The sequence below is a fragment of the Rhodospirillales bacterium genome, assembly GCA_016699855.1.
Lineage (GTDB): Bacteria > Pseudomonadota > Alphaproteobacteria > Reyranellales > Reyranellaceae.
Genome location: CP064988.1, coordinates 344,290 through 369,105, shown reverse-complemented (window position 1 = coordinate 369,105; position 24,816 = coordinate 344,290). Strand labels below are relative to the sequence as shown.

At 71.4% G+C, this 24,816-nt stretch carries 27 protein-coding genes, 1 tRNA gene and 1 pseudogene; 23 read left to right on the top strand and 6 right to left on the bottom strand.

Going from position 1 to position 24,816, the window contains the following annotated elements; translation table 11 throughout:
- Positions 1-2 precede the first annotated feature (2 nt).
- The 5 genes from IPK81_01740 to IPK81_01720 are packed head-to-tail and all read left to right on the top strand — an operon-like array spanning position 3 to position 3,439.
- A complete protein-coding gene (locus IPK81_01740; GenBank protein ID QQS13019.1) occupies positions 3-476 on the top strand; it encodes a FixH family protein in 474 nt (157 codons plus the stop codon).
- A complete protein-coding gene (gene cadA, locus IPK81_01735) occupies positions 473-2,842 on the top strand; it encodes a cadmium-translocating P-type ATPase (GenBank protein QQS13018.1) in 2,370 nt (789 codons plus the stop codon). The genes IPK81_01740 and cadA overlap by 4 nt, the downstream gene beginning before the upstream one ends.
- Positions 2,839-3,018, top strand: a complete 180-nt coding sequence (gene ccoS / locus IPK81_01730; GenBank protein QQS13017.1) for a cbb3-type cytochrome oxidase assembly protein CcoS — start codon at positions 2,839-2,841, stop codon at positions 3,016-3,018. The genes cadA and ccoS overlap by 4 nt, the downstream gene beginning before the upstream one ends.
- A complete protein-coding gene (locus IPK81_01725; GenBank protein ID QQS13016.1) occupies positions 3,015-3,224 on the top strand; it encodes a hypothetical protein in 210 nt (69 codons plus the stop codon). Before ccoS ends, IPK81_01725 begins: the two co-directional genes overlap by 4 nt.
- On the top strand, positions 3,221-3,439 hold the full coding sequence (locus IPK81_01720) for a hypothetical protein (GenBank protein QQS13015.1): 219 nt from the start codon (positions 3,221-3,223) through the stop codon (positions 3,437-3,439). Before IPK81_01725 ends, IPK81_01720 begins: the two co-directional genes overlap by 4 nt.
- 144 nt (positions 3,440-3,583) lie before the next feature.
- Here IPK81_01720 and IPK81_01715 read toward each other — a convergent pair.
- Positions 3,584-3,657, bottom strand: a tRNA-Gln gene (locus tag IPK81_01715).
- A 146-nt stretch (positions 3,658-3,803) separates the two neighbouring features.
- On the opposite strand from IPK81_01715, the gene IPK81_01710 reads away from it, so the two are divergent.
- The 5 genes from IPK81_01710 to guaB all read left to right on the top strand — a co-directional run bounded on the left by IPK81_01710 (position 3,804) and on the right by guaB (position 8,671).
- The gene (locus tag IPK81_01710; GenBank protein ID QQS13014.1) at positions 3,804-4,892 is read left to right on the top strand and encodes a Ppx/GppA family phosphatase; all 1,089 of its coding nucleotides are present in this window, start codon (positions 3,804-3,806) and stop codon (positions 4,890-4,892) included.
- Positions 4,893-4,901: 9 nt separating this feature from the next.
- Positions 4,902-5,630 carry an RlmE family RNA methyltransferase gene (locus IPK81_01705; protein QQS13013.1) on the top strand — a complete coding sequence of 243 codons (729 nt, stop codon included), beginning with the start codon at positions 4,902-4,904 and terminating at the stop codon, positions 5,628-5,630.
- Positions 5,631-5,710: 80 nt separating this feature from the next.
- Entirely contained in the window at positions 5,711-6,217 is a 507-nt protein-coding gene (locus IPK81_01700) for a DUF1993 domain-containing protein (protein ID QQS13012.1), read from the top strand.
- Between the two features lie 193 nt (positions 6,218-6,410).
- Positions 6,411-7,055: a methyltransferase domain-containing protein gene (locus IPK81_01695; GenBank protein QQS13011.1), complete on the top strand. Its 645-nt coding sequence runs from the start codon at positions 6,411-6,413 to the stop codon at positions 7,053-7,055.
- Between the two features lie 149 nt (positions 7,056-7,204).
- Positions 7,205-8,671 carry an IMP dehydrogenase gene (gene guaB / locus IPK81_01690; GenBank protein ID QQS13010.1) on the top strand — a complete coding sequence of 489 codons (1,467 nt, stop codon included), beginning with the start codon at positions 7,205-7,207 and terminating at the stop codon, positions 8,669-8,671.
- 147 nt (positions 8,672-8,818) lie between these two features.
- Here guaB and IPK81_01685 read toward each other — a convergent pair whose 3' ends face one another.
- Entirely contained in the window at positions 8,819-9,805 is a 987-nt protein-coding gene (locus IPK81_01685) for a hypothetical protein (protein ID QQS13009.1), read from the bottom strand.
- Between the two features lie 270 nt (positions 9,806-10,075).
- On the opposite strand from IPK81_01685, the gene IPK81_01680 reads away from it, so the two are divergent.
- Positions 10,076-11,416: an RsmB/NOP family class I SAM-dependent RNA methyltransferase gene (locus IPK81_01680; protein QQS13008.1), complete on the top strand. Its 1,341-nt coding sequence runs from the start codon at positions 10,076-10,078 to the stop codon at positions 11,414-11,416.
- A gap of 13 nt (positions 11,417-11,429) precedes the next feature.
- Positions 11,430-11,951 carry a GNAT family N-acetyltransferase gene (locus IPK81_01675; GenBank protein QQS13007.1) on the top strand — a complete coding sequence of 174 codons (522 nt, stop codon included), beginning with the start codon at positions 11,430-11,432 and terminating at the stop codon, positions 11,949-11,951.
- On the opposite strand, the gene IPK81_01670 is transcribed toward IPK81_01675, so the two are convergent.
- A complete protein-coding gene (locus IPK81_01670) occupies positions 11,944-14,787 on the bottom strand; it encodes a calcium-binding protein (GenBank protein QQS13006.1) in 2,844 nt (947 codons plus the stop codon). The two genes, IPK81_01675 and IPK81_01670, sit on opposite strands and share 8 nt — an antisense overlap.
- 389 nt (positions 14,788-15,176) lie before the next feature.
- On the opposite strand from IPK81_01670, the gene IPK81_01665 reads away from it, so the two are divergent.
- The 3 genes from IPK81_01665 (at position 15,177) to guaA (ending at position 18,066) form a co-directional block, all read left to right on the top strand.
- Entirely contained in the window at positions 15,177-15,935 is a 759-nt protein-coding gene (locus tag IPK81_01665; GenBank protein QQS13005.1) for an SDR family oxidoreductase, read from the top strand.
- Between the two features lie 48 nt (positions 15,936-15,983).
- A complete protein-coding gene (locus IPK81_01660; protein QQS13004.1) occupies positions 15,984-16,376 on the top strand; it encodes an NIPSNAP family protein in 393 nt (130 codons plus the stop codon).
- A gap of 76 nt (positions 16,377-16,452) precedes the next feature.
- Positions 16,453-18,066 (top strand): glutamine-hydrolyzing GMP synthase, encoded by a 1,614-nt coding sequence (gene guaA / locus IPK81_01655; protein QQS13003.1) that lies wholly within the window; start codon positions 16,453-16,455, stop codon positions 18,064-18,066.
- 3 nt (positions 18,067-18,069) lie between these two features.
- On the opposite strand, the pseudogene IPK81_01650 reads toward guaA, so the two are convergent.
- Together IPK81_01650 and IPK81_01645 are read right to left on the bottom strand one after the other, a co-directional pair.
- Positions 18,070-18,601, bottom strand: a pseudogene (locus IPK81_01650) (SRPBCC family protein).
- On the bottom strand, positions 18,594-18,962 hold the full coding sequence (locus IPK81_01645; GenBank protein QQS13002.1) for a winged helix-turn-helix transcriptional regulator: 369 nt from the start codon (positions 18,960-18,962) through the stop codon (positions 18,594-18,596). The pseudogene IPK81_01650 and the gene IPK81_01645 overlap by 8 nt, the downstream one beginning before the upstream one ends.
- A 213-nt stretch (positions 18,963-19,175) precedes the next feature.
- On the opposite strand from IPK81_01645, the gene IPK81_01640 reads away from it, so the two are divergent.
- The 8 genes from IPK81_01640 (at position 19,176) to IPK81_01605 (ending at position 24,122) form a co-directional block, all read left to right on the top strand.
- The gene (locus tag IPK81_01640) at positions 19,176-19,649 is read left to right on the top strand and encodes an ArsC family reductase (protein ID QQS13001.1); all 474 of its coding nucleotides are present in this window, start codon (positions 19,176-19,178) and stop codon (positions 19,647-19,649) included.
- A 5-nt stretch (positions 19,650-19,654) separates the two neighbouring features.
- Positions 19,655-20,050: a hypothetical protein gene (locus IPK81_01635; protein QQS13000.1), complete on the top strand. Its 396-nt coding sequence runs from the start codon at positions 19,655-19,657 to the stop codon at positions 20,048-20,050.
- Complete coding sequence (locus IPK81_01630) at positions 20,047-21,435, top strand: SWIM zinc finger family protein (protein ID QQS12999.1); 1,389 nt, start codon at positions 20,047-20,049, stop codon at positions 21,433-21,435. The genes IPK81_01635 and IPK81_01630 overlap by 4 nt, the downstream gene beginning before the upstream one ends.
- An 11-nt stretch (positions 21,436-21,446) precedes the next feature.
- Positions 21,447-21,734 (top strand): hypothetical protein, encoded by a 288-nt coding sequence (locus IPK81_01625; protein ID QQS12998.1) that lies wholly within the window; start codon positions 21,447-21,449, stop codon positions 21,732-21,734.
- 2 nt (positions 21,735-21,736) lie between these two features.
- A complete protein-coding gene (locus IPK81_01620; protein QQS12997.1) occupies positions 21,737-22,339 on the top strand; it encodes a hypothetical protein in 603 nt (200 codons plus the stop codon).
- 327 nt (positions 22,340-22,666) lie between these two features.
- Entirely contained in the window at positions 22,667-22,897 is a 231-nt protein-coding gene (locus IPK81_01615) for a hypothetical protein (protein QQS12996.1), read from the top strand.
- Positions 22,898-23,123: 226 nt separating this feature from the next.
- Positions 23,124-23,351: a hypothetical protein gene (locus tag IPK81_01610; GenBank protein ID QQS12995.1), complete on the top strand. Its 228-nt coding sequence runs from the start codon at positions 23,124-23,126 to the stop codon at positions 23,349-23,351.
- 144 nt (positions 23,352-23,495) lie between these two features.
- The gene (locus IPK81_01605; GenBank protein QQS12994.1) at positions 23,496-24,122 is read left to right on the top strand and encodes a hypothetical protein; all 627 of its coding nucleotides are present in this window, start codon (positions 23,496-23,498) and stop codon (positions 24,120-24,122) included.
- A gap of 6 nt (positions 24,123-24,128) precedes the next feature.
- Here IPK81_01605 and IPK81_01600 read toward each other — a convergent pair whose 3' ends face one another.
- Positions 24,129-24,815 (bottom strand): haloacid dehalogenase type II, encoded by a 687-nt coding sequence (locus IPK81_01600; protein ID QQS12993.1) that lies wholly within the window; start codon positions 24,813-24,815, stop codon positions 24,129-24,131.
- Position 24,816: the final 1 nt, after the last annotated feature.

Sequence of the window (24,816 nt, the reverse complement as noted above, 5' to 3'; positions counted from 1 at the left end):
GAATGGACATCGCCACACCGGCCGCCAGAGCGCGCGGCTCGATCGTCCCCTGGCTGTTTCCCGCCGGGCTCGGCCTCGTCGTCGCCGTCAACATGGTGATGCTGTGGTTCGCGCTGACGACCTTTCCGGGCGTCGCGACGCGCAACGCCTACGAGGAGGGGCGCGCCTACAACCGCGTGATCGCCCGCGACGCCGGAATCGCGGAGCTGGGGTGGCGGACGACCGTCCGCGTCGTGGATTCCGGCGGCGCGGTCGAGGCCGTCTATGTCGGGCGCGACGGCGCGCCGGTGGCGGCGTTGACGCCGAGAGCGGTGTTCACGCGGCCGGTCGGCGAGCGCGCGTCGCTGGAGGTGGCTTTGTCGGAGACCGAGCCGGGCGTCTACCGCGCGGCCGTGGCGCTGCCGCTGCGCGGCGTCTGGGCGGTCCGTCTCACCGCCGGCGCGCACGAGGCGGTCGCGCGGGTGATGGCGCCGTGACATCGCTCTCCCTCGCGGCGGTCGACGCGCCGCGCCATGGCGCCGCCGCGACGGCGTGTGCCCATTGCGGCGCGGATGTCGCGGGCGCCGGCGGGTTCTGCTGCGCCGGCTGCGCCGGCGCCTACGCGTTGGTGCGCGAACTCGGACTCGACGCCTACTACGCCCGGCGTCCCGTCCGGGTCGACGCGCCGGCGACCGAGGCGTTGCCGGTCGATCCGACGCCGTATGTCCGCGTACAGGGTGGCCGGGCGTCGGTCGATCTCGCGGTCGACGGACTCCATTGCGCGGCATGCGTCTGGTTGATCGAAAGCGCGGTCGGCCGCGACCCGGCCGTGGTCGAGGCCCGCCTCAACGCGACCACCCGGCGCCTGCGCCTGGCGTGGAACGGCGAACCGTCGAAGGCCGTCGCGTTCGCGGCACTGGTCCGGCGTCTCGGCTACAGGGTGGCGCCGTTCGTGCCGGGCGCCGCCGCCCGGCTCGCCGACGACGAGGAGCGGTTCCTGCTGCGGTGCCTGGCGGTCTCCGGGTTCGCGGCCGCCAACGTGATGATGCTGTCGTTGTCCGTGTGGTCGGGCGCGGTGGGGATGGGCTCCGCGACGCGCGACCTGCTGCACGCCGTGTCCGCGTTGATCGCGCTGCCGGCGCTGCTCTACGCCGCGCGCCCGTTCGCGCGCTCGGCCTTCGGCGCGCTGCGGCACGGGCGCTCCAACATGGACGTGCCGATCGTGGTCGGCGTCGCGCTGACGGCGGGCATCAGCCTTGCCGAGACGCTGCGGTCCGGTCCGCACGCCTATTTCGAATCGGCGCTGATGCTGGTGTTCTTCCTGCTGACAGGGCGCTACGTCGAGCGCCGGGCGCGGGGACGGGCGCGGTCTGCCGCCGCGAACCTCCTGAGCCTCGCGGCCGGAGTCGCCGTGGTCGAGGGCGGAGACGGCGCGCTCCGGACGGTCGCGCCGCCCGATGTGCGTGCCGGCGACGTCCTCCGGGTCGCGGTCGGCGAGCGCTTCGCGGCGGACGGAGACGCGCTCGACGCGGCGATCCGGGTCGACAACTCGATCGTCACCGGCGAGACCGATCCGGTCGAGGTCGCGGTCGGCGGCCGCGTCGCGGCGGGCGCGATCAACATGGGCGCGCCGGCGCGCGTCCGCGTGACGGCGACCGGCGACGACACCACGCTCGCGCGCGTCGCGCGCCTGCTCGAGGCCGCCGAGCAGGGCCGCTCCCGCTACCAGGCGCTGGCCGACCGGATCGCGCGCTACTACGCGCCCTTCGTGCACGTGCTCGCGGCCGCGACGTTCGTCGCGTGGACGGCGGTCCTCGACGCCTCGGCGCGCGAGGGGCTGCTGGCCGCGATCTCGGTGCTGATCGTCACCTGTCCCTGCGCGTTGGCCCTGGCGCAGCCGGCGGTGGCGACCGCCGCCGTCGGCGCGTTGTCGCGCATGGGCGTGCTCGTTGTGTCGCCCACGGCGCTCGAGCGGATCGGCGCCGTCGACACGGTGGTGTTCGACAAGACCGGCACCTTGACGATCGGCCGGCCGGAGCTGCTGCGCGACGGCGCGTGGGAGGCCGACGATCTGCGCGAGGCGGCGTCGCTCGCGGCGGTGTCGCGGCACCCTCTGGCGAGGGCGCTCGCGGCCGCCGCGCCGGACGTGGCGGCGGCCGACGGCGTGGAGGAGGTGGCGGGCCGGGGACTGCGGTCCGGCGATCGACGGCTCGGATCGCGCCGGTTCTGCGGCGTGCCGGAATCGGCCGGCGGCGACCAGGCGGAACTGTGGCTGGCGCGACCGGGCCGGGAGCCGGTCCGGTTCGCCTTCGCCGATCCGCTGCGTCCGGACGCGGCGGCCACGGTCGCGGCGCTGGAGGCGCGAGGGCTGCGGGTCGCTTTGCTGTCGGGCGATCGCGCGCCGGCGGTCGCCCGCGTCGCGGCGGCGGCGGGCATCCGTGACTGGACGGCGGGGGCGACGCCCGAGGACAAGCTCGAGCGGATCCGGACGCTGACGCACGCCGGCCGCCGCGTGCTGATGGTGGGCGACGGCATCAACGACGCGCCGGCGCTGGCCGCGGCGCACGCTTCGCTGTCGCCCGGCGACGCCACCGATGTCGCCACGGCCGCCGCCGACGCGCTGTTCCAGGGGCGGTCGCTGCGGGTCGTGTCGGCGACGGTTGACCTGGCGCAACGCGCCACGCGGGCGATGCGTGTCAATCTGGCGTTGGCGCTGGTGTACAATGTCGTCGCCGTGCCGTTGGCGATGGCCGGTGGGCTGACGCCGCCGGTCGCGGCGGCGGCGATGTCCGGCTCGTCGCTGCTGGTGGTGCTCAACGCGATACGCGCGGGGCGCGCGCCGTCCGGGGAGGCGTCTCGATGAACGCGATGCTGTTCCTGTTGCCGCTGGCGCTGGCGCTCGGTTTCGCCGGTCTGCTGGCGTTCCTGTGGGCGCTCCGGTCGGGCCAGTTCGAGGATCCGGATGGCGACGGTGCGCGTCTGCTGTTCGACGACGACCGTCCGGCGCGCCGCGGCGGCGAGGAAGGGAGAGGACGATGAGGGAAGAGGAGATATCGGCCGCGGTGGTCGCGACGCTGGCGACGCTGGGCGCGGTGGTGGGGCTGTTCTTGTGGGCGCGCTCCGTCGACCTCGGCATGGCCGTGTTCGGCTTCGGCCTGCTGGTGTTCGGCGTGGCGTTCGATTTCTGGCTTCTGAAGCGCCATTTCGACGCGGTCGAGCGCGGCGAAGGAGGAGGCACGCGATGAGCGCCTACACCATCGTGGCCAAGCACGTCGCCGCCGCGCTGGTCGAGGCGGGCACGCAGTCGTTCGACAAGGACGTGGTCGCCCGCAACCTGATCGCCGAGGCGGTCCGCGTCTTCAAGGAGGCCGGCCGGTCGCCCGCCGACATCGCGGCCGAACTGGTGGCGACCGCCGAGAACCTCGACGAGGACGCGCCGATCTCCTTCATGCGGCCCTGATCCACCGCCCGATACCACCGATCCCGTCGTCCACGCTCCGCTCCCGGCCCCGGGGGCCGGAGGCGCGGAGGCGTGCCCGCGACGCCGCGGCGGCTGACGTGCCTACCGCGCGCAAACGCTCGTTTTCAGTGACGAAAAGGTTGTTGGCTGGGGGACTAGGATTCGAACCTAGACTACACGGGTCAGAGCCGAGTGTTCTACCGTTAAACTATCCCCCAACGGGACGCGCTTGGGCCTGGGGGCCGCGCGGGCGATGATTTAGCGAGGGCGCCCCCGCTTGGCAAGCGCCGGGCGGCACCTCGGCCGGAAATTCGCTCGCCCGATGGCGGGCGCTTCGGTACCATCGCCCCGAGGAGAAAGCTTCATGTCGGAAGGGGCGGCCGATGTCGGCGGCTGGCGTCGTGGGCGGTTCGCGCACACGTTCGCGGCCATCGATCTCGGTACCAACAACTGCCGTCTACTCGTCGCCAACGCGTCGGCCACCGGCTTCGACGTGACGGACTCGTTCTCGCGCCCCGTCCGGCTCGGGGAGCGCCTGACCGACACCGGCGCGCTGTGCGATGACGCCATCGGCCGCACCTTGGCGGCGCTGGAGGTCTGCGCCGAGAAGATGCGCCGCGGCCGCGTCACGCGGTCGCGGCATATCGCGACCGAGGCCTGCCGGCGCGCCACCAACGGGCAGGCCTTCCTCGACATCGTCCGCGAGCGCACAGGCCTCGTGTTCGACGTCATCTCGGCGCGCGAGGAGGCCCGCCTGGCGGTCTCGAGCTGCCAGCAGCTGCTCGATCCGACGCGGCCCAGGGCGCTGCTGGTCGACATCGGCGGCGGCTCGACCGAGGTCGTGTGGATCGCGCTCGACGACCGGCCGCCGACCGTCTGCGGCGTCGATCCGGCGATCCGCGACATGGTGTCGATCCCGTGGGGCGTGGTCACGCTGACCGAGGCCCGCACCACCGGCCTGGCGCGCGACGCGGCGCTGCCGGAAGGCGTCTACGAGGCGATGCTGCGCCAGATCGACGACGCCTTGGCGCCGTTCTGCGCCCGCAACGGCGTCCGCCGGGAGATCGAGGCCGACCGCGTCCAGATGATCGGCGCCTCGGGCACCGTCACGACGATGGCGGCGCACAACATGGGTCTGAGGCGCTACGCGCGCAACGCCGTGGACGGCACCGTGATCGCGCGCGACGCCGTCATGCGGATCTGCGCGCGGCTGTCCGGCATGTCGGTGGCGTCGCTGACGCAGGAGCCGTGCATCGGCGAGGAGCGGGCCGAGCTGGCGCTGGCCGGCGGCGCCATCCTCGAGGCGGTCTGCCGGCGCTGGCCGGTGCCGCGGATCGTCGTCGCCGACCGCGGCCTGCGCGAGGGGGTGCTGGCCGATCTGATGCGCCAGGCGGACCGCGACTGCGATCCGCTGCGCCGGTTCGACGACGACACCGCCGCGTCCGCGGGCTGACGGCGCGACATGGCCAGGGCATCGAAGGGCGGCGGCGTGAAGGGCGGCACCGCGTTCACCGGCCGCGACGCGGCGGTCCGCGTCAAGACCGCCAAGGGCCGCAAGATCTCCTCGACGCTGTGGCTGGAGCGCCAGCTCAACGATCCCTACGTGCACGAGGCCAGGCGCCGCGGCTACCGTTCGCGCGCCGCGTTCAAGATCCGCGAGCTCGACGACCAGTTCCATTTCCTCAAGCCCGGCGCGCGCATCGTCGACCTCGGCTGCGCCCCCGGCGGCTGGTGCCAGGTGGCGGTCGAGCGCGTCGCGCCTGACCGCACCGGCGGGCGCATCGTCGGCATCGACGTCACGCCGGTCGAGCCGCTCGCCGGCGTCGAGCTGCTGCACCACGATTTCATGCTCGACGACGCGCCGGCGATGCTGAAGGCGGCGCTGGGCGGGCCCGCCGACGCGGTTCTCAGCGACATGGCGGCGCCGGCCACGGGGCACACGCAGACCGACCACATGCGCATCATGGCGCTGGCCGAGACGGCGCACGATTTCGCGCGCGAGGTGCTGAAGCCCGGCGGGACGTTTGTCGCAAAGGTGCTGCGCGGCGGCACGGAGCGCGGCCTGCTCGATCTGCTGAAGCGCGACTTCGCCAGCGTGCGGCATGTGAAGCCGCCGTCGAGCCGCGCCGATTCGGCGGAGATGTTCGTCGTCGCCACCGGATTCCGCGGGAGCGCCGGCGCCGGCGGTTGACGGGCCGGTCGTTTCGGCGTTGCCTGCGCGCGCATCCGGCCGGACATCGGCCGGTATCCCCCGATGGGCGAGGAAACGACATGGCGATCTCGATGTACTCGGCCTCGGTGCCGGTGTTCCGACGGCAGCTCGCGGCGGTCGGCAAGGTGTTCGAGAAGGCCGCCGCGCACGCCGCCGCCAGGAAGATGGACGAGGGCGTGCTGCTGCAGACGCGGCTCTTCCCCGACATGCTGCCGCTGGTGCGCCAGGTGCAGATCGCCGCCGATTTCGCCAAGAACACGTCGGCGCTGCTGGCCGGCGTCGAACCGCCGAAATTCGAGGATTCAGAGGCGAATTTCGCCGACGTCCAGGCGCGCGTCGCGCGGACGCTGGCGCATCTCGCGACCTTCAAGCCGGAGCAGATCGACGGCGGCGATGCGCGCGAGATCACGCGGCAGATCGGCGGCAGTCCGATGACCTTCACGGGCGAGATCTATCTCCTGCATTTCGCGATGCCGAACTTCTATTTCCACTGCACCACGGCCTACGCGATCCTGCGCCATTGCGGCGTCGAGATCGGCAAGCGCGATTTCATCGGCGGCCTCTGAAAGGTCGGCCGATGGCGGACCGCCACGTCGTCCAGTTCTACGACGACCATCCGATCACCGCGGCGCAGGTCCTCGAGAAGGTCCAAGCCGCGCGTGGAACCCCGACGGCCTGTCGGCCGCCGATCTATGGCCGCACGACCAGGACCACTACGGCGGCCTCGACGCCAACGACGCGCTGGCCGCGGCCGCCGGCATGCGGCCCGGCGACCGCGTGCTCGATCTCTGCGCCGGGTTGTGCGGCCCGGCGCGGCACAACGTCGTCGTCCGTGGCGTCGAGGTCACGGCGGTCGACCTCAACGCCAAACGCTGCGCCGGCGCGCGGGACCTCAACGCGCGGGTCGGACTCGCCGGCCGGATCGCGGTGATCGAAGCCGACGTCACGGCGCCGCCGGTGCCGGACGGCGCGTTCGACATCGCGTGGAGCCAGGAGGCGTTTCTCCACATCGCCGACAAGCCGCGGCTGCTGGCGGCGGCGCGGCGGGCGCTGCGCACCGGCGGCCGTCTGGCGTTCACCGACTGGACGGCGGGGCCGGGGCTGACGACCGACGATCGCGCGCTGATGTCGACGGGCATCGCCGCGAAGGCGATCCATACGCCGGCCGAGTACGGCGCGCTGCTGTCGGCCGCGGGGTTTGACTCGATCGCGCACGAGGACGTCTCGGTCCTATGGAAGCCGATCCTGCGGGCCCGCCTGGAGATGTACCGGGGCCTGCGCGAGGAGGCGCGGCGCGGGTCTGGAGCGGATCCCCATGCGAACTACGTGCGGTTCTACGAGCGCTTCGTCGATCTCGTCGTGTCCGGGCGGCTGGGCGGCGCCCGGTTCGTCGCCACCGTATGAATTTGTGGCAACGGGCTGGAATCACTCGATTTTCCACGTCGACACAATATCTTGTTGTCCGCTTCACATCGCGGCCGCGATGTGTATGATGCCGCGCCACCCCTAGGGACCCCCGAGGATGGCGCGGGCCGCCATCCCAACCGCCGGAGATGGCCATGTTTCAGGAAGCCCTTTCGTTCGACGACGTCCTCCTGAAGCCGGCCGCGTCCTCAGTCCTGCCCAACCAGGTCGACACCCGCACCCGGCTGACCCGCACCGTCGAACTGGGCATCCCCGTGATGTCCGCCGCGATGGACACTGTGACCGAGGCGGCGATGGCGATCGCCATGGCGCAGTTCGGCGGCATCGGCGTGATCCACAAGAACCTCGACATCGAGGCGCAGGCCAACGAGGTGCGCCGGGTCAAGAAGTTCGAGAGCGGCATGGTGATCAATCCCGTCACCATCCATCCCGACCAGACGCTGGCCGACGCGCTGCGGCTGATGGCCGACCACCAGATCTCCGGCATCCCCGTGGTCGAGCGCGGCGGCGGCAAGCTGGCCGGCATCCTGACCAACCGCGACGTGCGCTTCGCGACCGAGCCCACGTCCCCCGTCTACACGCTGATGACCAAGGACAAGCTCGTCACCGTGCGCGAGGGCGTCAGCGCCGCCGAGGCGCGCCGGCTGCTGCACGCCCACCGCATCGAGAAGCTGCTGGTGGTCGACGACGCCTACCGCTGCGTCGGCCTGATCACGGTCAAGGACATCGAGAAGGCCAACAAGCACCCCGGCGCCAACAAGGATCCCAAGGGTCGCCTGCGCGTGGCGGCCGCGACCGGCGTCGGCGACACCGACTACCGACGCGCCGAGGCGCTGCTCGACGCCGACGTCGACGTCATCGTCGTCGACACCGCGCACGGCCATTCCGCCGGCGTGCTGGGGCAGGTCGCGCGCATCAAGAAGCTCAGCAACTACGCCCAGATCATCGGTGGCAACATCGCCACGCGCGAGGGCGCCAAGGCGCTGATCGACGCCGGCGCCGACGCGGTGAAGATCGGCATCGGGCCGGGTTCGATCTGCACCACCCGCGTCGTCGCGGGCGTCGGCGTGCCGCAGCTCACCGCCATCCTCGAAGCCGCCGACGAATGCCATAGGGCGGGGGTGCCGGCGATCGCCGACGGCGGCATCAAATTCTCGGGAGATCTCGCCAAGGCGATCGCCGCCGGCGCCGACTGCGCGATGATCGGCTCGCTGCTGGCCGGCACCGACGAGGCGCCGGGCGAGGTCATGCTCTACCAGGGCCGCTCGTACAAATCCTACCGCGGCATGGGCTCGATCGGCGCCATGGCGCGCGGGTCGGCCGACCGCTACTTCCAGCAGGAGGTGGCGAGCACGTTGAAGCTGGTGCCGGAGGGCATCGAGGGCCGGGTGCCCTACAAGGGCCCGGTCGGCAACGTCATTCACCAGCTCGTCGGCGGCCTGCGCGCGGCGATGGGCTACACCGGCAACGGCGACATCGCGGCGATGCAGACCACCCGCGAGTTCGTGCGCATCTCCGGCGCCGGCCTGCGCGAGAGCCACGTGCACGACGTCGACATCATGCGCGAGGCGCCGAACTACCGTCAGAACGGGTAGGGGGCGGACCTCACGTCCGTCCCTCTCCACCTCAACCCGAGCGCAGCGAGGGGGCCGTCCGCCACGTCAAGACCCCTCGCTGCGCTCGGGTTGAGGTGGAACGGACGGAGGGCCGCGGCGTGCGATCGCGCGTTGGACGCCCGCCGCTCAGCGCTTGAGATAGTCCGCGATCAGACCGGCCACGAGCTTGTTGCCGGCGCCGTTCATGTGGCCGTTGATGTAGTAGGGGCCGTGGCCGTCGCGCGCGACGACCGCGCGTACGCCCTCGAACGTGTCCAGCGTCTCCAGCCCTGCTTTGCGGGCGCAGTCGAGCACGTCGGCGGCGCGGCGGGTCTGCTCGCGCTGGAACGGTGGTTGCGTCCAGACCTGCGGCGGGTACTGGGCGACGACGATCACGCGCACATCGTGCGCCGCCTTCAGCGCCGCGGCGCGTTTCATCAGCAGGCAGGCCACCGCCGGGCCGTCGCTATGGGCGCGGTGCTCGCCGGCCACGCCACCGTACCAGTAGTCGAGGAAGCCGAGGCGGCGCATCGTGAAGTCGACGAGATAGGAATAGCCGAGGATCTGGCGCACGGGATCGAGCTTGCCGGCGGCGGGATCGGGCGGCGGCACCGGCGCGTTGAAGCGCCGCAGCCCGCCGTCGACGATGCGGAAGTAGGGCTTGGCGACGCCGTTGCGGGTGTTGAGCTCGGTGCGGTCGATGTCGTCGGGGATGAATCCCAGCAGCAGCACCGCCGGTTTGAGCGAGGGCACGAGCCGCTCGGCCCGCAGCGTGATCTGGTCCAGCCCGTAGCCGCCGACGCCACCGTTGTGCACCCGCCGGTCGAGCGCGCGCTGCAGATGGGCGGGCCACGACGAGTTGTCCTCGACCTCGGCGCCCTGCACGAAGGAATCGCCGACCGCGAGGATCGCCGGCGTCTCGACCCGCGGCGGCGCGCCGATGTGGTGCAGGCGCAGCCCGTCGGCGGAGTAGGTGAACTGGACGCCGTCGAGGTTCTCCTTGCCGCTGTAGTTGGGACGCGGGACGTAGCCGAGCTCCGCGTCGTACTGCATGGGATGGCCGCGACCCAGCGCGGTGCGGTAGTCCGTGATGTAGTTCTGGAACCGGAACAGCGAGGCGCGCGCCGCGATCATCCGACCGGCCGCCTCCAGGACGATGAAACAGACGACCAGCGTCGCCAATGTCAGCGCCAGTCCGGTCGCGGCGTCGCGGAGGCGGCTGGCCGCGCGGCCGGGCGCGCGTTGACTTTCGCCTGCCGGGGTGGAAGGAACGGCGCTGTCCGCCGATGGCTCCATCTTCCGGCCCCCACGCGTCACAAGAAAGAACGGTTAAGTGTCTGGTTCGTATCATCAAATCGACGCGGATTCAAATTCCGGCCGCGCCGCGGACTCGGGAGCCCGGCCGTGAGTCCGTCCGCGCGACTCGCCGCGGCGATCGAGATTCTCGACGCGATCCAGGCCTCGCCGCGCAAACCGGCCGACGCCGTCGTCGGCGACTATCTGCGCTCGCGCAAATTCATCGGTGGCGGCGACAGGCGGGCGATCACGGAGCGTCTCTACGGCGTGTTGCGCCGCCGCGCCCAGCTCGACTGGTGGCTCGACCACGCTCGCCACGAGGGCGCGCCCAGCGCGCGCATGCGCGTGTTCGCCGACGGCGTGCTGACCGAGGGCCTCCAGGTCGACCGCATGGAGAAGACGATCGACGTCGGGCTCTACCGCGCGCCGTCGTTGACCGAGAAGGAGCGGGCGACCCTGCGGCGGCTCGAGGGCCACACGCTCGACCATCCGAAGCAGCCCGACCATGTGCGGCTGAATCTGCCGGAGTGGATCGCGCCGCATTTCGCCAAGGCGTTCGGCGACCGCTTCGAACCCGAGGTGCGGGCGCTCGACGAGGCCGCGCCGGTGGACCTGCGGGTCAATCCACTGAAGGGCGTGCGTAGCGACGCCCAACGCCTGCTGCGCGAGCAGGGTGTCGACGGCGCGCCGACCAAGCTGTCGCCGCTGGGGTTGCGCCTCAAAGGACGGCCCTCGGTCGTGACGTCGCCGGCGTTCCGCGACGGGCTGGTCGAGGTCCAGGATGAGGGCTCGCAGATCGTGGCGTTCCTGGTCGACGCGCGTCCCGGCATGCAAGTCGTCGACTACTGCGCCGGCGCCGGCGGCAAGACGCTGGCGATCGCCGCCGGCATGGAGAACAAGGGCCGGGTCGTGGCCTGCGACGTGGCGGCGTTCCGGCTCGACCGCTCCGGCCAGCGCCTGCGCCGCGCCGGCGTGCACAACGTCGAACGGCGCGTGCTCGACGCCGACGGCCGCAAATGGATCAAGCGCCACGCCGGCGGCTTCGACCGGGTTCTGGTCGACGCGCCCTGCACCGGCACCGGGACATGGCGGCGCAATCCCGATGGACGCTGGTCGCTGACGCCGCTCGATCTGGCCGAGCTGCCGCCGAAGCAGGGCGAGATCCTGGCGACGGCCGCCAAGCTCGTGAAACCCGGCGGCCGGCTGGTGTACGCGACGTGCTCGCTGCTGCCGGACGAGAACGAGGACGTGGTCGCCGCGTTCCTCGCCGCGCATCCGGAATTCACGCCGCTGCCGGTCGCCAACCTCTGGGGCGGAACGGTCGGCACGCCGCTGCCGGCGGACGGCACCTCGGGACCGTATCTGCGGCTGACGCCGGCGCGGCACGGGACGGACGGCTTCTTCGTCGCGGTGCTGGAGCGGGCCGCCACCAAAGCCGCGGCGGCGTAGGCCGGAGCGGACCGTGCGCATCCGTCCGGCCGTAGTCGAGGACGCCGCGGCGCTGGCGCGGGTCTATGTCGACTCCTGGCGCGACGCCTACGCCGGCCTGCTGCCGGATATGGTCCTGGTCGGGATGTCCGACGTCCGCCAGGCCGCGGCGTGGGCGCGGGAACTCCAGCACGAGTCGGCCGGCGCGACGCTGGTCGCGGAGGACGAAAGCGGCGTGTTCGGACTCTCGACCGTCGGTCCGGCGCGCGCCGCGTCGAAGGCGTTCCTCGAGGGCGGCGAGATCTACCGGCTCTACGTCGAGCCCGGTCGCCAGAACGAGGGTGCGGGCAGGGCGCTGATGGAGGCCTCGTTCGCCTGGATGGCGCGGCGCGGCCACGGCGCGGCGATCGTCTGGGTGCTGGACGGCAATCCGGCGCGGTTCTTCTACGAGGCGCTCGGCGGCGTCCGGCTCGGCGAGCGTCCGGAGCGGTTCGGCGGCGCCGACATCCGCGAGATCGCCTATGGATGGCGCGATCTGCGCGCCGCCGTCAGATGAACTCCGCGCCGGTCCAGTTGTAGCCGTTGTTGGCGGAGAGCGTGAACGTGGTCGCGCCGCCGTCGGCCGACAGGATCGCGACGTCCGCCGTCGCGCCGTTGCCGATGTAGGAGATTCCCGTCAGGTCGACGCGGTCGCCGTCTGCGAAGTTGAAGTCCACGATGACATCGTTGCCGTCGCCCAGCGCATAGGCGAACACATCGGCGCCGGCGCCGCCGCTGAGGATGTCGCGGTCCGCCCCGCCGATCAGCCGGTCGGCGCCGTCGAAGCCCTGCAGCGTGTCGTTGCCGGCCGCGCCGCTGAGCGTGTTCACCGCGTCGTTGCCCTGGATGAGATTGTCCAGCCCGTTGCCGGTGAGGTTGAGCGCCGTGCCGATGTTCGCGGCGAGGTTCTCGATCCCGTCCGGGGCGACGTAGTCGACGGTGACGGAGACCCACACGGTGTCGATGCCGGAGCCGCCGGTTTCGCTGACCACGTCGCCGGCGGCGTCCACCCTGAAGAAATCGTCGCCGGTCCCGCCGAAATAGGTGTTGCCCGCGCCACCGCCGCCGATGAAGGCGTCGTTGCCGGCCCCGCCGTACAGCGTGTCGGCGTCGAGCCCGCCTTGGAGCACGTCGTCGCCGTCCTCGCCGTGCAACACGTCGATGCCGGCGTAGCCCAGCAGATTGTCGTTGCCGCCGCCGCCCATCAGCGTGTTGACGCCGTCGGTGCCGTAGAGCGTGTTGTCGATGGCGTTGCCCGTCAGGTCGCCTGCGGTATCGAAGTTGAGCACGCCCCATTCGACGTTGGCCTGCATGGTGTGGCCGGAGAAATTGACCCACACCTGGTCGACGCCGCCATCCGCCACCTCGACGATGGTGTCCGCCCCGCCATCGTCGAGGCGGTAGTAGTCGTTGTCCTCGCCGCCCACGAGCGTGTCGTTGCCGGAGCCGCCGTAGAGGAAGTCCGGCCCCAGCCCGCCGTACAGCGTGTCGTCGGCGCCGAAGCCGTAGAGGTAGTCCGACCCGCCCAGCCCGAACAGGGTGTCCTGCGAGGCCTCGCCGAACAGCGTGTTGCGGTCGCCCTCGCCGGTGAGGATGGCGGGGCCGGAGAAGTTCACGGCGCCGACCTCGGTGCCGGTGGTCAGCGTGTAGTTGGTGAAGGACACCCAGACGGTGTCCAGGCCTGCGGTGCCGGGGGAGTTCTCGTCGACGATCTCGCCGGCCTCGCGAAGGATGTAGAAATCGTCGCCGTAGCCGCCGTTCATCGTGTCAGCGGCGCCGTCGGCCGCCTCGTCGAACCGGTCGTTGCCCTCGCCGCCGAACAGAGCGTCGGCGCCGCCATCACCCACGAGCGTGTCGTCCTCGCCTCCGCCGAACAACAGATCGGCGTTCAGCCCGCCGTAGAGAGTGTCGCTTCCAGCGGCGCCGTCGAGCGTGTCGTCCCCGCCGTTGCCGCCGAGCACGTTTGCGACGCCGTCGCCGGTCAGCGTGTCGTCGAATGCGCCGCCCGCCAATCCCTCGACGCCGATCAACGTGTCGACGCCATCGACCGCGAGCGTCACCGTCCCGCCACCGCTCAGCGTGGCGACCAGCGGGCCGGTGATGGTGCTGTAGTCCGCCAGATCGTTGCCGGCGCCGCCGTCCAGCAAGTCGTTGGCTCCATCGCCGCGCATCGTGTCGTCGCCGAGGCCGCCGAACAGGGCGTCGTCACCGTCGGCGAGGATGAGCGGTACCTCCGGAACACCGCCGCCGACCAGGGTGTCGTTGGCGTCGCCGCCGTAGAGCGTGTCGCCGGCATCGCCGCCAATCTGGAGGTCGTCGCCGGCCTCACCGAACATCGTGTCCGCCTGATCGGCCTCCTCGGTCGGCTCGTCGGTGTGGCCGGCCATCGTGTCGTTGCCGCCGCCGCCGAACATCGTGTCGGCGCCGCCTTCGCCGACCATGGTGTCGTCGCCGGCCACGCCTTCCAGGGTGTCGCCCAGCGGCTGGTCGCCGAACAGCAGATCGTCGCCGTCCCAGCCGCCGATCCTGTCGTCGTCCTCGTAGCCGGCGGCGGTGTCGTCGCCGGTGTCCAGCTCGAGGATGTCGTCGCCCGCGTCGCCGGTGACGGTGTCGTTGTCGGCGCCGCCCTCGATCCGGTCGTTCGCGTCGCCGCCCTCGATCTTGTCGTCGCCGGTGCCGCCGAACAGCCAGTCCTCGTCGCCGCTGCCGGAGATGTCGTCGTCGCCGTCGTCACCGAACAGCGTGTCGTTCCCGGAATCGCCCTGGATGCGGTCGAGCGCGCCACCGCCATAGGCGGTGTCGTCGCCGCCCTGGCCCATGAGCGAATCGAGGTCGAGGTCGCCGTAGAGGATGTCGGCGCCGTCGCTGCCGAACAGGCTGTCGGAGAAATCGCCGCCGTAGAGCGTGTCGTTCTCGGTGCCGCCCTCGAGGATATCGGCGTTGTCGCCGCCGAACAGGATGTCGTCGCCGTCGACGCCGTCGAGCGAATCGTTGCCCTGGTCTCCGTACATGGTGTCGCCGTCGCCGGCGCCGTGGAGGTAGTCCTCGGACGTTCCTCCGTACATCGTGTCGTTGCCCGAGCCGCCGAACAGGTCGTCGTCGTTGTCGCCGCCGTACAGCGCGTCGAAGCCTGAACTACCGTAGAGGAGGTCGTCTTGGTTGTCGCCGTACAGCGTGTCGATGTCGGCACCGCCGTCCATCGTGTCGTTTTGGGCGCCACCGTACATCGTGTCGTGGCCCGAGGTGGCGGTCATGGTGTCGGCGCCGCCGAACCCGAAGAAGCTGTCGTTGCCTTCGGGGAGCGTCGAGTCCGTCAGGACGTCGTCGCCCGCGCCGCCACCGATGCTGGCCATGCTCCGCTCTCCCCGTCGGCGGATCGACTGGACCCGCCCTGCGACCGCGATGCGCTACGCCTACGTCTTCCGTCCGGGACGCGACGTGTGCCGGAGCGTCATCGCGTCGCGACGCGCGCCGGTGGCGTCGAATTTCTCGGAACCGGCGAAAGTCGCCATGGACTGTTCCTCGCCGCGGTTGCCGCGGAACGCTCGGACGCACGCGTGGAGGAAAACCAGGATGCAAAAGGCTATGCCGCTTCGACCGGCCGGGTCAAGGCGGGCGGCCCGCGCCGGTGTCGCGACCCGGCTTCGCCTCCGCCGTCGCCGGTGACGGAAGCACTATCGTCGCCGTGGTTCGGCGTCGTACGGTGGAGCGCGGCGGAACGCAGACGGGGGGATCTGATCGTATGGGTTTGAACGGCAAGACGGCGCTGGTGACCGGCGCCAGCCGCGGGATCGGCGCGGCCGTCGCGGCGGCGCTGGCCAAGGCCGGCGCCGGCGTGATGCTGGCGGCGCGGGATGGCGCGCTGGCAAGCAAGGTCGCGGCTGACATCGTGGCCTCCGGCGGCAAGGCGGCGGCCACCGCCTGCGACGTCGCGGACCACGCGTCGGTCGAGCGCATGGTGGCCGAGACGCGCGCGCGCTTCGGCGGCCTCGACATCGTCGTCAACAACGCCGGCGTCATCGAGCCGATCGCGGCCATCGCCGCGACCGATCCGGCGGCGTGGGCGCGCAACATCCAGATCAACCTCGTCGGCGCCTACCACGTGATCCACGCCGCGCTGCCGGGCATGCTGGCGGGCGGCGGCGGCACGATCATCAACGTCTCCTCCGGCGCGGCGCACCACGCGCTGGAGGGCTGGAGCGCCTATTGCGCCGGCAAGGCCGGGCTGGCGATGCTGACGACGTCGCTGGCGCTCGAGCACGGCGCCGCCGGCATCCGCGTGTTCGGCCTGTCGCCGGGCACGGTCGACACTGACATGCAGGTCTCCATCCGCGCCTCGGGCGTCAACCGGGTCAGCCAGATCCCGCGCGGCGATCTGGCGCCGGTCGACCATCCCGCGCGGGCCGTGGTCTATCTCTGCGCGCCCGCGGCCGACGACCTCGCGGGCACGGAGGCGTCGCTGCGCGATCAGGCGTTCCGCCAGCGCCTCGGGCTGGCGTAGCGACGCGAACGAATCCAACGACATCGATCGAGAGGGAAGGGAAACGCGATGATCTACGAGCTGCGAATCTACCGCTGCCTGCCGGGCCGGCTGCCGGCGCTGCTTAAGCGCTTCGACACCATCACGCTGAAGCTGTGGGAGAAGCACGGCATCAAGCAGGCCGGCTTCTGGACCACCGCGATCGGCGAATCCAACCAGGAGCTGTACTACCTGCTGGCCTGGGACTCGCTGGCCGACCGCGAGAAGAAATGGGCCGGATCTGCGACCGATCCGGAGTGGTTGGCCAAGCGGGCCGAGACCGAGGCCGACGGCCAGTCGCTAGCCTCTGTCCCCAAACCGCGGGCCCCCCCCCTTCTCGTCGGTCAAGTAGGGGCCTTTTGGGGGCGGGGCTGGGGGCGCTCCCCGGCGGTTCTCCCCAGCGCGGGTCCCGGCCCGCGTTGAGCCCGGCGCCCGCGTTTGCTAACAACCCGCTCCCTCGTTGGCGCGGCCGATGTCGCGCGCCCCGGAGAAGGCGCCCATGTCCGATCGCATCCTGATCGTCGATTTCGGCTCGCAGGTCACGCAGCTCATCGCCCGACGTGTGCGCGAGGCCGGCGTCTATTGCGAGATCCACCCGTTCAACGCGCTCGACGACGCCAAGCTCAAGGCCTTCGATCCCAAGGCGATCATCCTGTCCGGCGGGCCGGCGTCGGTGACCGAGACCCACACGCCGCGGGCGCCGCAGGCGGTGTTCACCTCGGGCGTGCCGGTGCTGGGCATCTGCTACGGCGAGCAGGCGATGGCTGCCCAGCTCGGTGGCGCCGTCGAAAGCGGCCACCACCGCGAGTTCGGCCGCGCCGAGATCGACGTCAAGGCCGACAGCGCGCTGTTCGACGGGGTCTGGAAGCCCGGCGACCACAAGCCGGTGTGGATGAGCCACGGCGACCGCGTCACGCGGCTGCCGGACGGCTTCAAGGTGATCGCCACCAGCGAGAACGCGCCGTTCGCCGCCGTCGCCGACGAGGCGCGCCGCTTCTACGGCGTGCAGTTCCATCCCGAGGTGATGCACACGCCGGACGGCGCCAAGCTGCTGCGCAACTTCGCGCGCACCATCGCGGGCTGCGCCGGCGACTGGACCATGGGCGCGTTCAAGGCGCGCGCCATCGCCGATATCCGCCGGAAGGTGGGCAAGCAGAAGGTGATCTGCGGCCTCAGCGGCGGCGTCGATTCGTCGGTCGTGGCCGTGCTGCTGCACGAGGCGATCGGCGACCAGCTCCAGTGCGTGTTCGTCGACCACGGCCTGCTGCGCATGGGCGAGGCGGAGCAGGTCGTGACGCTGTTCCGCGACCACTACAACATCCCGCTGATCCACCGCGACGCCAGCGACCTGTTCCTCAAGGAGCTGGCCGGCGTGGTCGATCCCGAGATCAAGCGCAAGACCATCGGCCGGCTGTTCATCGACGTGTTCGACGAGGAGGCCAAGAAGATCGGCGGCGCCGGCTTCCTCGCCCAGGGCACGCTCTATCCCGACGTGATCGAGTCGGTGAGCTTCACCGGCGGGCCGTCGGTGACGATCAAGAGCCACCACAACGTCGGCGGCCTGCCCGAGCGCATGAACATGAAGCTGGTCGAGCCGCTGCGCGAGCTGTTCAAGGACGAGGTGCGCGCGCTGGGCCGCGAGCTCGGCCTGCCCGCCGACATGGTCGGCCGCCATCCGTTCCCCGGACCCGGCCTCGCGATCCGCATCCCCGGCGACATCACGCGCGAGAAGCTCGACCTGCTGCGCCGGGTCGACGCCGTCTATCTCGACGAGATCAGGAAGGCCGGCCTCTACGACGAGATCTGGCAGGCCTTCGCCGTGCTGCTGCCGGTGCGCACCGTCGGCGTGATGGGCGACGGCCGCACCTACGACCACGTCTGCGCGCTGCGCGCCGTGACCTCGACCGACGGCATGACCGCCGACTACTACCCGTTCGAGCACGCCTTCCTCGGCCGGGTGGCGACCCGCATCATCAACGAGGTCCGCGGCGTCAACCGCGTGACCTACGACATCACCAGCAAGCCGCCGGGCACGATCGAGAGTGGGAGGGCGGCGCCGCGGGGCGGCGGCGGGCGCGCCGGCCGGGCCCGCGGCGGGGGCATCGAACGCTGAGCGCGGCAGGCGCCGGTCGTATTCGTCGCGCAGGCGCTGCCACGCGGGCCAGAACGGGCCCGGCACGCGCCCGCTCCCCAGGGGCCCGCCCCGCTCGAGGGGGGCGTGCCAGCCCGCCGACGCCCCGGCGCAGCAGCATGCGGGGCCGGGAGTTTTTGGGGTGGTCGATCACAAGACGAACTTGGTCGCCGACCGGTTCCAGCGCGAACGTGACCTCGGCGCCGCCTTGCCAGCCGAAGGCCAGAAGGCGCGGCGGGTCGAGGCGGGTGATCACGCTCTCCATCCGGTGCTCGGCGCTGTGTCCCTCCGGCGGCGTCTCGTTGTGCGGCGTGAGCTCGGCGTTGCGCCAGATCAGCTCGACCCGGCCGCCGACGCGGAGGTCCATCTCGCCCTTCGCCAGCCAGCGGCCGCGCAACTCGCTGTCGGTCAGATACGACCAGACCCGCTCGATCGGGCCGGGCAGCATGCGCTCGATGCGCACCGCCATGGGTTCGGTCACGACGCCGTAGGCGGCGAGGGTGGCGGTGTCAGTCATGCTCGTCTCCTTTGGGTCCATCGGTATCGGCGGCGTCTTCCCGGCGCAGGAGATCCTCGAGCACGTCGAGGCGGCGCTCCCAGAACCGGCGGTAGAACTCGATCCATCGGTGCGCCTCCGCCAGACGCGCGGCGTCGAGGCGGCAGAGATGGGTGCGGCCCTTGACGGTACGCCGCACCAGCCCGGCACGCTCCAGCGCCTTGACGTGCTTGGAGGCCGCCGCCAGCGACATGTCGAACGGCGCCGCCAGCTCGCCGACGCTGCGCTCGCCGTCGGTCAGGTCGCGGAGCATCCGGCGGCGGGTGGCGTCACCGAGCGCGTGGAAGACGGCGTCGAGCCGGGTGGTTTCTAATTCAACCATTTGGTTGAGAGTGAAATCATGATCACCTATTGTCAACCCGTTGGTTGAGTTTTTCAGCTTGGCGGACGTCCTGAGGTGGGCCGACCACCAAGACTTGGACGCCGGTCCGCTCCTGGGCGTCGTCGCTGCCGGCAAGGTCGGGTACAAAATCGCTCGCCCACCGCGCGAGTTTCGGCTGAAACGCGCGCCGGGCGTCGCGTCGACGAGGGAAAGATGGCCGGTACGACCACCATCCACGGCATCAAGAACTGCGACACCATGAAGAAGGCGCGGGCTTGGCTCGACGCGCGCGGTGTCGCCTACGCTTTCCACGACTACAAGGCGGCGGGCATCGACCGCGCGACATTGGCGCGCTGGGTGCGCGCCGTCGGCTGGGAGACGCTGCTCAACCGCGCCGGCACGACGTTCCGCAAGCTGCCGGATTCCGACAAGGCCGGGCTCACCGAGGCCAGGGCCATCGCGTTGATGCTGGCGCAGCCCTCGATGATCAAGCGGCCGGTGCTGGTCGCCGGCGGCCGCGTCCTCGTCGGCTTCAAGCCGGAGTCTACGCGGCGGCCTTCCCGGCCTGAGACGACGTCGGACGCCGGCGGGCCGCCCACAGCCCCGGGATTGAATCCCGCCGGTGCCGGAGGCACGTTGAACCCGCGGTCGGCGCGACGCCGCGTGGAGCGGGTGCAGGTGTGGTGAAACCGGTGACGCAACGGGCGTGGGATAATGCTCTGACCACGGAGAAGAAGGCCGCCTTTACCGCGGCCTGCGAGCGTTTCATCGTCGACGTCCTGAAGCCGCGGTTCCTGCCCGAGATCAAACCCACCACGCTCAACGATCCCGTCGGCATCCTCGGCCGGTGGCGGGGAAGCAAATACAGCTTCATCACCCGCTACCGCTCGGGCTTCGCCGACAACGCCCGCGAGGAGTTCGACGAGCCGTTCGCGCGCCTCGACCACGCCGAGGCGCACCCGGCGGAGGTCCGGTTCGACGTCATGTGGCGGCGGCATACCGGCCAGTGGTGGCGCCTGCACGCCGACGTCCCGTTCGAGGACGCGCCCCGGCTGATCGAGACCGACGGGCGGTCGCGCCCGCCATGAGGAGCAAGGGCAAGCCCCGGTTCGACGTGGCGGCGCTGCGGCGGTTCGCCGGCGACAAGGTGTTCGCGCGGGGCGAGGCCTATGTCGAACGCGGCCAGGTCGAGATACTGGCCATCGAACCCGGGCGCGTGCTGGCCGTGGTCGCGGGCGGCGAGGACTACCGCACGGAGGTCACCGGTCGGGGCGCCGGCATCGGCGGCGAGTGCTCGTGCCCCGCCTTCGAGCGCGGTTTCTGCAAGCACATGGTCGCGGTCGCGCTGGCCGCGAACGCCGCTGGCGGCGATGCCGGGGCGACCGTCGACGCGTTGCCGCGCATCCGCGCGCATCTGAAGGCGAAGGGCGTGGACGCGCTGGTCGACATGGTCGTCGGCTTCGCCGAGCGGGACCGGGCCCTTTTCCGCAAGCTCGACCTCGCGGCGGCGGCGCTGGCCGGCGACGACAAGACCGTCGAGGCGCGGCTGCGGAAGGCGATCGACGACGCGACGCGCGTGCGGAGCTACGTCGAGTACCACGCCGTGCCGGCTTGGGCCGCCGGCGTGGACGCAGCGCTCGACGCCGTCGCCGAGCTGGCGGCGGCCGGACGCGCCGGCGTGGCGCTCGCGCTGGCGCAGCGGGCGATCGACCGGATCGCCGCGGCGATCGAGTCGGTCGACGATTCCGACGGCTATTGCGGCGCGTCGCTGGCCCGGGCGCGCGACATCCACCTCGCCGCCGCGGGGGTCGCGCGGCCGGATCCGGTGGCGCTCGCGCGACCTTATACCGGCTCGAGACGGAGGGTGCCGGCGACGTCTTCCACCGCGCCGCGTGGGTCTACGCCGAGATCCTGGGCGCGAAAGGGCTGGCCGAGTACCGCCGCCTGGCCACCGAGGCGTGGGAGAAGCTGCCGGCGCGCGCCGGCGGGCGCGGCGCGGGGCGGCATCCGGCGGACGACGCCTTCGAGGTACCGCACGCCTCGATCGACATCCTCGACGCCTTCGCCGAGCGCGACGGCGATGTCGACCTGCGCATCGCCTTGCGCGCCAAGGATTTGTCGACGCCGTCGAACTATCAGGCGCTGGCCGAGTTCTGCCTGTCGCAGGGACGCGCCGACGAGGCGCTGCGGCGCGCCGAGGAAGGGCTGTGGATGTTCGAGGACGGCCCGCCGAACCACCGGCTCGTGCTGTTCACCGCCGACCTGCTGGCGAAGGCCCGGCGGAAGTCCGACGCCGTCGCGCTCCTGCGGCGGGCGTTCGAGAAGTCGCCGAACACCGAGCTGTACGAGCGCCTGCGCAAGACAGGCGGCAAGGAGGCGGGCGCGTGGGCGATCGCGCTTCTCCGCGCGAGGCTCGTGGAGGACGGCCCCGGTCGCGCGGGCCGTCTCGTCGACGTCGTCGTCGAGATCCTGAAGCGGGAGCGGATGTTCGACGCGGCGTGGGAGGTGGCGCACGCCCACGGCGCGTCGAAGGCGTCGGTGGCCGATCTCGCCCGCGCGACCGAGACGACGCATCCGCGCGAGGCGCTTGCGGTCTACGCGCCGGAGGTCGAGTTCTTCGCGACGGTCGGTGGCGACAGCGCCTACGCCCAGGCGGCGAGACTGCTGGCCCGCATGGCGACGTTGCGGAGCGCGGCCGAGCACGCCGAGCATATCGCGTCGCTCAAGCTCCGCTTTGCGCGCAAGCGCAACTTCATGAAGCTGCTGGAGTAGGGATGCGCCGCGCCGCCATCGACGCCGAGGACCGCCGCATGGTCGAGCGCCAGCGCGAATTCCGCCGCGCCGCCGATGTCGTGACGGATGCCTGGATGGCGTTCCCGGAGATCGACGCGGTGGCGGTGATCGGCGCCGTCGCCAAGGCGTTGTGGAAGGAGGTCCCGCGGTTCAGCGAGTTCCGCCGCGCCCGCGTCGAGATCTGGCACGAATGCGGCGACCTCGACATGGCGGTCTGGATCTCGTCGCAGCGGCGGCTCGGCGAATTGCGCCGCGCCACGGACCGCGCCCTGCGCGCGGCCTACGAGGCGGGCAAGGGCGTCAGCGTGGTCGGCCACCAGCTCGACGTCTTCCTGTTCGAGCCCGGCACCGACCGCTACCTCGGCCGTCTCTGCTCGTTCGCCTCGTGCCCGAAGGACAAGCCACCCTGCAGGGTGCCGGGCTGCGGCGCCATCGCGTTCAACAAGCGCGTGCCGGATTTCGCGCCCGATCCCGGGTTGCTGGCCGGCGTCGCGGAGTCGACGCTCTACCGCCGCGGCGCTGGACGCCTGCGGTCGGCCCTCGAACTGCCGGATGTCGGTGGCGGCCGGGACGCGCCGGCGTAGCGATTCCGTGGTGCGTGCGCTGACGGGGAATTCGCTGGCGCGGGCGCGCGGCGATGGAAACGCGCGAAATCGGCTAACCCATTGAAATCAGATTCAAATTCGACTCGGAATTGATTCCAAAAAAATGTATTGATTCCAAGACTCTAAGGCGCTATCTTCGAGTCATAAACAGAACGCTCCCGAACCCCACCCCCCTCAATTGTGGGAGCGTTCAGAACAAAGCGTAGTATGGGCCCCTCCTTCCCCCAAAGTACTCGGGGCCCGCGTACCCCTCAGCATTCGGCGGCGCGTGATTGCCGCCCTTTTAAGAATTTTCCGGAGAATGGAATGACGAAAAGGGCATTGGCTCTTCTCGTCGCGGCGGGGCTCGTCCTGGGCGCCTGCGGCGACACATGGGGAGAGCGCGCGGCGTCGGGTGGCGGCATCGGCGCGGCGGCGGGTCTGGCGGTCGGCGCGGCGACAGGCGGTTTGTCGTTGCTTGGCGGCGCGCTGATCGGTGGCGCTCTCGGCGCCGGCGTCGGCGTGCTGACGATGCCAAAGAAAGAGGGCGGCAGCTAGGGTTTCGAGTGGCGTAGCGTAACGTGGAAGCGGCCGCGTCCTCTGGGCGCGGCCGCTTCGCGTGACGGGGGATAAGCCGTTGATCGCGCGTCCCGATCCGGTCGACGCCGCGCCTCGCGACCGCCATATTGTCGCCACGCCCGGGGCTCAACCTTGGTCCGTCCAGCGCGCGGGGGGAGATCCTGCCCGACGGCACACAGATGGAATTGTGGAGGAGCGTATGGTCATGAAATCGAAGACTGCCGCGACGATCGCGGGATTGGCGCTCGCGACGCTGTCGCTGTCGGCGTGCGGCGAGACCTGGGGCCAGCGCGCCGTGACTGGCGGCGCCATGGGCGCGGCCGCGGGCGCCGCGGTGGGCGCGGCGACGGGCGGCCTGTCGGTGGTCGGTGGCGCACTGGTCGGCGGCGCGATTGGCGCCGGCGTCGGCGCGGCGACCACGCCGCAGCGCTAGCGATCGAGGACGGCCGGGCGCCGTGGCGCCGGGCCTGTCCGTGGAATTCCAAGAGCCGCCGGAACGCCTCCGGCGGCTCTTCCCGTCTTGAGGCCGCGCGCGGCGGCCTCGCCGGCCGTCGCGCCGTCGGCTAGAAGGGCGGCGATGCCCGATCTGAAGCTATTTCCCACGCTGATCCACCGCGCGCCGCTGGGCGGCCGCGACGTCGCCGGCTTCAACGGACGGCTGCGCGACGCGATCGACGCGCTGCGCCTGCACGACGCGCCGGGCCGGGCATGGTCGGACGTCAACTACGTCGGCGGCTACACCTCGTACGCGACGCTGTCGAAGCTCCACCGCGTGTCGGCGCCGTTCACCGATCTGGAACGCCGGCTGGCGAAGGTGGTGCGCGACTTCGCCGACGCGCTGGGCTACGAGCTGCGCGGCCGCCGGCTCGAGATGACGGATTGCTGGGCCAACGTGATGCCGGCCGGCGTCGCGCACGGCTCGCACCTGCATCCCCTGTCGTTCATCAGCGGCACCTACTACGTGGCGACGCCGCGCGGCGCCGCCGGGTTGAAGTTCGAGGATCCGCGGCTGTCGATGCTGATGGCGGCGCCGCCGCGCCGAAGCGACCTGCCACCCCGGCGGCGGTCGTTCGTCACGGTGCCGGCGCGGGCGGGCATGGCCACGCTGTTCGAGAGCTGGCTGCGCCACGAGGTGCCGGCCACGCGGCACGCCGGCGAACGGATCTCCGTCAGCTTCAACTACGGCTGGCGCGATCGGGCCTAGGCCCGCTCAGGCGACCAGCGCCGGCAGCCCGGCGAGCGTCGACAACTGGCCGGCGATCTCGCCCGGCAGGTTGTCGTCGGGCGCGCCGGCGCGGTTCACCCACAGCGCGCGGTAGCCGAAATGGGCGCCGGCGTGCGCGTCCCAGCAGTTCGACGACAGGAAGCAGACCTCGCGCGGGGCCACGCCGAAACGGTCGGTCGGCAGCCGGTAGCAGCGCGGGTCGGTCTTGAACACCTTGATCGAATCGACGCTGAGCACGGCGTCGAGCAGCTCGGCGATGCCGGCGCTTCGGACGGCGGCGTCGAGCATGGCGGGATCGCCGTTCGACAGGATCGCCGTCGGCATGCCCGCCGCCTTCAGCGCGCGCAGCGTCGCCACCACCTCCGGAAACGGCGACAGCGCGCGGTAGGCGTCCATCAGCCGTCCGCGCAGCCCGGGCTTGTCGACGCCGCAGGCCGCGAGGCAGTGGTCCAGCGCCTCGGCGGTCACCTGCGAGAACGGCGCGTAGGCGCCCATCAGGCTGCGCAGCCACGTGTAGCTCAGCTGCTTCGTCCGCCACATCTCCGACAGCCGGTCGGCCTGCGGGCCGATCTCGTCGCGGTGGCGGGCGACCGCCGAGTTGAAGTCGAACAGCGTGCCGTAGGCGTCGAACACGCAGACGCGGATTCCGGGGAGGGCGGGGGGCGCGTCCATC

Bases quoted from the DNA above. Each gene is read 5' to 3' on its own strand.
- IPK81_01620 (QQS12997.1), top strand. From the start codon at position 21,737: ATGCGCCGCGCCGCCATCGACGCCGAGGACCGCCGCATGGTCGAGCGC.
- IPK81_01645 (QQS13002.1), bottom strand. From the start codon at position 18,962: ATGGTTGAATTAGAAACCACCCGGCTCGACGCCGTCTTCCACGCGCTC.
- IPK81_01625 (QQS12998.1), top strand. From the start codon at position 21,447: ATGTTCGACGCGGCGTGGGAGGTGGCGCACGCCCACGGCGCGTCGAAG.
- IPK81_01720 (QQS13015.1), top strand. From the start codon at position 3,221: ATGAGCGCCTACACCATCGTGGCCAAGCACGTCGCCGCCGCGCTGGTC.
- guaB (QQS13010.1), top strand. From the start codon at position 7,205: ATGGCCATGTTTCAGGAAGCCCTTTCGTTCGACGACGTCCTCCTGAAG.
- IPK81_01695 (QQS13011.1), top strand. From the start codon at position 6,411: ATGCGGCCCGGCGACCGCGTGCTCGATCTCTGCGCCGGGTTGTGCGGC.
- IPK81_01700 (QQS13012.1), top strand. From the start codon at position 5,711: ATGGCGATCTCGATGTACTCGGCCTCGGTGCCGGTGTTCCGACGGCAG.
- IPK81_01660 (QQS13004.1), top strand. From the start codon at position 15,984: ATGATCTACGAGCTGCGAATCTACCGCTGCCTGCCGGGCCGGCTGCCG.
- IPK81_01615 (QQS12996.1), top strand. From the start codon at position 22,667: ATGACGAAAAGGGCATTGGCTCTTCTCGTCGCGGCGGGGCTCGTCCTG.
- IPK81_01600 (QQS12993.1), bottom strand. From the start codon at position 24,815: ATGGACGCGCCCCCCGCCCTCCCCGGAATCCGCGTCTGCGTGTTCGAC.
- IPK81_01725 (QQS13016.1), top strand. From the start codon at position 3,015: ATGAGGGAAGAGGAGATATCGGCCGCGGTGGTCGCGACGCTGGCGACG.
- IPK81_01630 (QQS12999.1), top strand. From the start codon at position 20,047: ATGAGGAGCAAGGGCAAGCCCCGGTTCGACGTGGCGGCGCTGCGGCGG.
- IPK81_01605 (QQS12994.1), top strand. From the start codon at position 23,496: ATGCCCGATCTGAAGCTATTTCCCACGCTGATCCACCGCGCGCCGCTG.
- IPK81_01705 (QQS13013.1), top strand. From the start codon at position 4,902: ATGGCCAGGGCATCGAAGGGCGGCGGCGTGAAGGGCGGCACCGCGTTC.
- IPK81_01670 (QQS13006.1), bottom strand. From the start codon at position 14,787: ATGGCCAGCATCGGTGGCGGCGCGGGCGACGACGTCCTGACGGACTCG.
- IPK81_01685 (QQS13009.1), bottom strand. From the start codon at position 9,805: ATGATCGCGGCGCGCGCCTCGCTGTTCCGGTTCCAGAACTACATCACG.
- IPK81_01665 (QQS13005.1), top strand. From the start codon at position 15,177: ATGGGTTTGAACGGCAAGACGGCGCTGGTGACCGGCGCCAGCCGCGGG.
- IPK81_01740 (QQS13019.1), top strand. From the start codon at position 3: ATGGACATCGCCACACCGGCCGCCAGAGCGCGCGGCTCGATCGTCCCC.
- ccoS (QQS13017.1), top strand. From the start codon at position 2,839: ATGAACGCGATGCTGTTCCTGTTGCCGCTGGCGCTGGCGCTCGGTTTC.
- IPK81_01610 (QQS12995.1), top strand. From the start codon at position 23,124: ATGAAATCGAAGACTGCCGCGACGATCGCGGGATTGGCGCTCGCGACG.
- IPK81_01640 (QQS13001.1), top strand. From the start codon at position 19,176: ATGGCCGGTACGACCACCATCCACGGCATCAAGAACTGCGACACCATG.
- IPK81_01710 (QQS13014.1), top strand. From the start codon at position 3,804: ATGTCGGAAGGGGCGGCCGATGTCGGCGGCTGGCGTCGTGGGCGGTTC.
- guaA (QQS13003.1), top strand. From the start codon at position 16,453: ATGTCCGATCGCATCCTGATCGTCGATTTCGGCTCGCAGGTCACGCAG.